The following is a 288-nucleotide window of genomic DNA, read 5'->3' on the forward strand; positions in this document are numbered from 1 at the left end:
TCCCAGTATCATTGAAGCGCGCAGTCGTATGGGCGATTATGAAGGGGATACGGTGGTTGGTCGTGGACATCAAGGTGTGCTTGTCACTCTAGTGGATAGAACAACTCGAGAGACTAAGATCAAAGCGCTACCCAATCGCAAGGCAGTAGCCGTCACACAAGCTTGTATTGGCATGCTAAAAGGTGAACAGGCGTTAAGTATCACCTTTGATAACGGTAAAGAGTTTGCTGACCATGAAACGATGGCAACAGCGTTGAAGGCTGATATTTATTTTGCTCAGCCTTATCA

General features: G+C 46.5%; 1 protein-coding gene. It reads left to right on the forward strand.

Going from position 1 to position 288, the window contains the following annotated elements; all coding sequences use genetic code 11:
- Positions 1-28: 28 nt before the first annotated feature.
- On the forward strand, positions 29-288 hold a 260-nt coding region (locus AAEZ05_RS28170; RefSeq protein ID WP_350649843.1), incomplete at its 3' end, for an IS30 family transposase.

It is taken from the genome of Pseudomonas sp. HY13-MNA-CIBAN-0226, from assembly GCF_040310305.1.
GTDB classification, from domain to species: domain Bacteria; phylum Pseudomonadota; class Gammaproteobacteria; order Pseudomonadales; family Pseudomonadaceae; genus Aquipseudomonas; species Aquipseudomonas gregormendelii.